3 protein-coding genes are annotated in these 5,399 nt (G+C 53.2%); all 3 read left to right on the plus strand.

The window, feature by feature from the left end; all coding sequences use genetic code 11:
• Positions 1 to 417: 417 nt before the first annotated feature.
• The 3 genes from mnmH to AC2215_RS07320 all read left to right on the plus strand — a co-directional run bounded on the left by mnmH (position 418) and on the right by AC2215_RS07320 (position 4,848).
• Positions 418 to 1,491 (plus strand): tRNA 2-selenouridine(34) synthase MnmH, encoded by a 1,074-nt coding sequence (gene mnmH / locus AC2215_RS07310; protein ID WP_486809310.1) that lies wholly within the window; start codon positions 418 to 420, stop codon positions 1,489 to 1,491.
• Positions 1,492 to 1,625: 134 nt separating this feature from the next.
• The gene (locus tag AC2215_RS07315; protein ID WP_486809311.1) at positions 1,626 to 1,922 is read left to right on the plus strand and encodes an antibiotic biosynthesis monooxygenase family protein; all 297 of its coding nucleotides are present in this window, start codon (positions 1,626 to 1,628) and stop codon (positions 1,920 to 1,922) included.
• Between the two features lie 160 nt (positions 1,923 to 2,082).
• Entirely contained in the window at positions 2,083 to 4,848 is a 2,766-nt protein-coding gene (locus tag AC2215_RS07320) for an adenylate/guanylate cyclase domain-containing protein (protein WP_486809312.1), read from the plus strand.
• The last annotated feature ends 551 nt before the right edge of the window (positions 4,849 to 5,399 follow it).

The following is a 5,399-nucleotide window of genomic DNA, read 5'->3' on the forward strand; positions in this document are numbered from 1 at the left end:
AATGGGGAATGGGGAATGGGGAACGGGGAATGGGGAATGGGGAATGGGGAATGGGGAATGGGAAATGGGGAATGGAAAATATCGGTTTCTTCCATCGTAGTAAATAAACAAACTGATGACGAAGCGCCATAACACTTCTGACGCTATCTATAGCTAAGCGCAGAGGATTGAGGACAGTAGGGGGAATGCGGCCGCATTCCCCCTACCAGGTATTTAAAAACCAAACCTGAATTTATTGTCCTAACCGCCATGGGCGCGAGCTATATATAGCCTTCCACATTACTCCGAGCGCTGGGAAAATTAGTTTCCTTCGAGAAAGAGGTCGAAGAAATCGAGATTCGCCGCGAAACGCGATCGAGTACAATAAGTGAGGCTCGATCCTTTGTCGTTCCACTTGCAGGTTGCCCGATCTCGATCTTGTCTCCAAAGCTGACGCAACAACCCTGGCTCGAAACCTACAGCGAGATTATCGATGTTCGATCGCCAAGCGAATTTGCAATCGATCGAATGCCCGGAGCGATTAACCTGCCGGTACTCAGCGACGACGAACGCGCCAAAGTCGGCACCATCTACAAACAGGTCAATCCCTTTGAGGCTCGTAAAATCGGTGCGGCACTGACGGCTAAAAACATTGCCCGACACCTGGAGCGTCACTTTGCCGCCAAACCCAAAGAATACGCACCGCTGGTTTATTGCTGGCGCGGGGGACAGCGATCGCAAAGTCTGGCGGCGGTGTTGGCAGCCATCGGGTGGCCGGCGACGGTACTCGACGGGGGCTACAAAACCTATCGAACTTACGTGCGATCGAAACTGGAACACTTGCCCGATCGCTTCACCTATCGCATTTTAGCCGGGGCAACCGGCAGCGGCAAAACCCACATTCTCCAGCGCTTAGATCAGTTGGGCGCTCAGGTATTGGACTTAGAAGACCTCGCGAACCATCGCGGTTCCCTGCTGGGGGAAGTTTGGGCGGAAAAACCCACCCCTCAGCCGAGCCAAAAAGCTTTTGAGTCATTGCTGGTGCAACACCTCCAGCAGTTCGATCCCAATTTGCCGGTTTGGGTGGAATCCGAGAGCAATAAAATCGGGCAAGTTTATCTGCCCCCTGCCTTGTGGAATCAGATGAAACGCTCGCCAGGGGTGGAAATCGAATTGGCGATCGAACATCGCGTCAACTGGTTGCTGCAAGAGTATCAGTGTTTGGGACGACATGGGGAATTCCTCGCGGCCAAACTCCAAGGTTTAACCTCCCGCCACGGTCACCAAAAAATTCGCCAATGGTACGATCTGATTCGAGAAGGGGATGGCCAAACCTTGGTGGCAGACCTGCTAGAGTCCCACTACGATCCGAGCTATCGGCGATCGCTCTCCCACAGCTACCCCAACCTGGAACGACGGATCTCCCTGGAAGATTTGTCACCGGCAAGCGTGGATGCGTTGTGCGATCGACTCCTTCAAGATGCGATCGGGCGATCTCAGGGTTCGCCATGAAGGGAGCAGGGGGAGCGGCGGAAGCGGGGGGAGATAGATACTGGTGAGATACTCGATTGTCCGAACCATCGTGGCGACGGCTATGGCTCTCAATTCTAACGATCGCCTCCGAACTCGATCGCCGGAGAAAATCGATGATACTTGAAGTTGCAATTCTCGATGTGAAACCCGGTTTAGCCGCAGAATTTGAAGCCGCATTTGCCGAGGCTGCAACGATTATTTCCTCGATGCCGGGATATATCGATCTCGAACTCCAACGCTGCCTGGAAACGGACAACCGTTACATTTTGCTCGTGCGCTGGGAAAAACTCGAAGACCACACCATTGGCTTTCGACAATCCCCAGAATATCAAGAATGGCGCGCTCGGCTGCATCATTTTTACGAACCGTTCCCGACCGTCGAGCATTACGAAATTGTTCTGAAAACCTGAAAATCCGATCGGCGTTAGAGCAGAAGGTTTCCGGTGAGCGTGGGGTGTAGGGTGTAGGGTGTAGGGTGTAGGGTGTGGGGAAAAAGGGTTAACCCGCGCCTTAAGCTATCTTATAGCAACAGACGAACGGAGGAATCTTGAGATCGATCGTGCTGAAGCCATGAGCAAATTCGGGCATCCCATTCTCAATCCTAAACTCCCCCTGCGTCTGGTGCTGGTGGTTCCCTTCGTTGCTCAAGTTATCGCAACCGTGGGACTGGTCGGTTATCTCTCTTTTCGCAACGGTCAGCAGGCGGTGGAAGACTTAGCGACTCAGTTGCGCGATGAAATTACCGCTCGAATCGAAGATCGCCTCAACAGTTACTTACAAATTCCCCACCGCATCAATCAAATCAATGCCGATGACGTGGAAATCGGCAAGCTGGATCTAGCGGATATCGAGGGGTTGGAGCGACATTTTTGGAAGCAAATCCAGCGCTTCGACTCCGCAAGCTACATTTACTTTGGCAGCGAAGCAGAAATTTTTAGCGGCGCGGAACGAGGGGTCGATGGTGCGTTCAACATCGCCTATTGGTCCCAAGATTCCCCTGGGGATGAGTATGAGACCTATGCTACAAACGAGCGCGGCGATCGCACCCAACTCCTTTCTGCATTTCCCGATTATGATATGTTGTCCCGTCCCTGGTATCGGGCGGCCGTGCGGGCCGGTCGTCCCAGTTGGGGAGAGATTTACGTTTGGGCGGCACCTTATCCGAACGTGGCACTGCCTGCAGTCCTGCCGATCTACGATGACGCGCGGGAGTTGCAGGGGGTGTTTGCCGTCGATCTGTCGTTGTTGGATATTAGCGAGTTCCTGCAAAGTCTGAAGGTGGGCACAACTGGGGAAACGTTTATTATGGAGCGCAGTGGCTTGCTCGTGGCTACCTCCACCGATCGAGTGCCTTTTATCGACGATAACGGCGATCGACATCGCCTGCGGGCAACGGACATCGACGAGCGCCTAATTCGCACCACCGCAGAGCAATTGCTCGAAACCTTCGATCGCCTCGGGGAAATCGATCGACCCGCCCAACTGACCTTCAAACTCGACGATCGCCCCCAATTGGTGCAAGTGACCCCCTATCGCGACGAGTTGGGTTTGGATTGGTTCATCGTGGTGGTGGTTCCCGAGGCCGACTTTATGGCGCAAATTCACCGCAACACCCGCATCACCCTGGCATTATGCGCGATCGCCTTCCTCTTGGCGACGGGATTGGGGATTGCCACCTCCGACTGGATTACCCAACCCATTCTCCATCTCGGTCGTGCCAGTCGCCGCATCGCCAGTGGAGAACTCGATCGAACTGTCGATAACTACAGCCATCGGGTGGTGCAAATCGACGAACTGAAGGTGTTATCGGAATCCTTCAATCAAATGGCGGCTCAGTTGAGCATATCCTTCCACGCCCTCGAAGAAATGAACGAGCAGCTCGAAGGACAGGTGGCAGAACGTACGGCACAACTGGCCGAGGCGGAAGCGGAACTGCGGGGACTTTTTGAAGCGATGACGGAACTCATCTTCATTAAAAACCGCGAAGGGCGCTATCTGAAGGTGATTTCCGGGTCTCCCGAACTGCTGCTACAACCGGTGGATGGGTTGTTGGGAAAAACCGAGTACGATTTGCTACCCCCCGATCGCGCCGAAACTTTCGTTCGCCACATCCAACGGGTGCTCGACACCCAGCAAACCGCCAAAATCGAATACGGTTTAACTCTGGAGGGGCAAGAATTTTGGTTCGCGGCAAATATTTCCCCAATTGGCAGCGATCGCGTCATCTGGGTGGCGCGGGACGTGAGCGATCGCAAACGGGCGGAGGAAGCCTTGCAAGAAAAAGAGCAGTATTTGCGCCTGATTTTGAATAATATTCCCCAGCAAGTGTTTTGGAAAGATACGGATTTAGTGTTTCGCGGTTGCAATCAAAACTGGGCGATGGCGGCGGGCTTCGACGATCCCGAAGCCGTGGTGGGCAAAACCGATTACGAGTTACTCGACGATCGGCAAACTGCCCAAACCTTCCGGGAACAAGACCGAGAGATTATCGCCTCCGATCGACCGAAACTGCACTTCATGCAAACGAAAATTCGACCGAGTCCCGATGGGCAAGTCGTGTGGCTCGATTCGAGTAAGATTCCCATCCACGATGCCAAAGGCAACGTCATCGGTCTTTTGGGGGTGTTGGAAGATATTACCCAGCGCAAACTCGCCGAAGAAGCCCTGCGAATGGAACAGGAAAAATCCGAAGCCCTGTTGCTGAATATTTTACCCAAGGCGATCGCCGGACGTTTGAAACAGTCCCAAGATGCGATCGCCGAACAGTTTGAGGAGGTGACGATTTTGTTTGCCGATATCGTCGGGTTTACCCCACTCTCGGCGCGCCTCCAACCCGTCGAACTGGTGAATCTACTCAATCAAATCTTTTCTAACTTCGATCGCCTCGCCGACAAATACGGCTTGGAGAAAATCAAAACCATCGGCGATGCCTACATGGTGGTGGGAGGGTTGCCGGTTCCTCGTCCTAGGACTGCCCGCGCGATCGCCAATATGGCCTTAGAAATGCTCGAAAGCGTCCGCATCGCCCGCGCCCAACTGGGGGAATCCTTCCAAATTCGCATCGGGATTAATACGGGAACGGTGGTGGCGGGGGTGATCGGTTTGAAGAAATTTATTTACGATTTGTGGGGAGATGCGGTGAACGTCGCCTCGCGGATGGAATCCTCGGGGGAAGCGGGGCGCATTCAAGTGACTGCGACCACTTACGAGACATTGAAACATCACTACCACCTGGAACGACGGGGAGAAATTTCGGTGAAGGGGAAAGGTTTGATGACGACGTATTGGTTGTTGGGGCGCAATGGGGAAGACGCGGGGAGACAGGGGAGAATTTAGTTTCCTCAACAGTGCGTGCACGTTGCTCTTCTTACATCGGTTTGGGTTAACTGGAGTTTAGATTAAACAGTGCGATCGCCATCGGAATCGACTCCACCTCGGATCGGAGGTCGACTCTGGGCAGTTGCTGATGTAAATCGGCTCGGATTTAGGGAGAGCGATTTGGTTTTCGGAAGCGCCCTGGTCCTTTTTTGACCAAAGGATAGGCACCAAAGGAGGCGCGCTCCCGACCTGACCTGTCGGCCATCGGTGGAGATTTACCTCGGGGTTTGGGAGAACAAGTGGGTGTACCCAACCGGCTGATTGACTGACAAAACTAAGAAGCCCGAATATGCCTCAGTACAATGATTTCAAGCACTCGGGAGAATTCTGATTGTTTTTGGGAAGCACGAACTGGATGGGGAGCTAGTGCACTCGACTAAAACACTTACCCTGTAGCTCTTCCACAATTGAGCGATCGCTCAATTGTGAAATTTGTGGGCTGAAATTTAAGCCAGGAGGGAAGTAGAACATGATATAAGCTGAAAAGTTACCACACTTAGAAGCTCAAA

The sequence above is a fragment of the Zarconia sp. genome, assembly GCF_057467645.1.

What these genes read in the sequence shown, in the direction of transcription:
- AC2215_RS07315 (WP_486809311.1), top strand. Translation starts at nt 1,626, where the DNA reads ATGATACTTGAAGTTGCAATTCTCGATGTGAAACCCGGTTTAGCCGCA.
- AC2215_RS07320 (WP_486809312.1), top strand. Translation starts at nt 2,083, where the DNA reads ATGAGCAAATTCGGGCATCCCATTCTCAATCCTAAACTCCCCCTGCGT.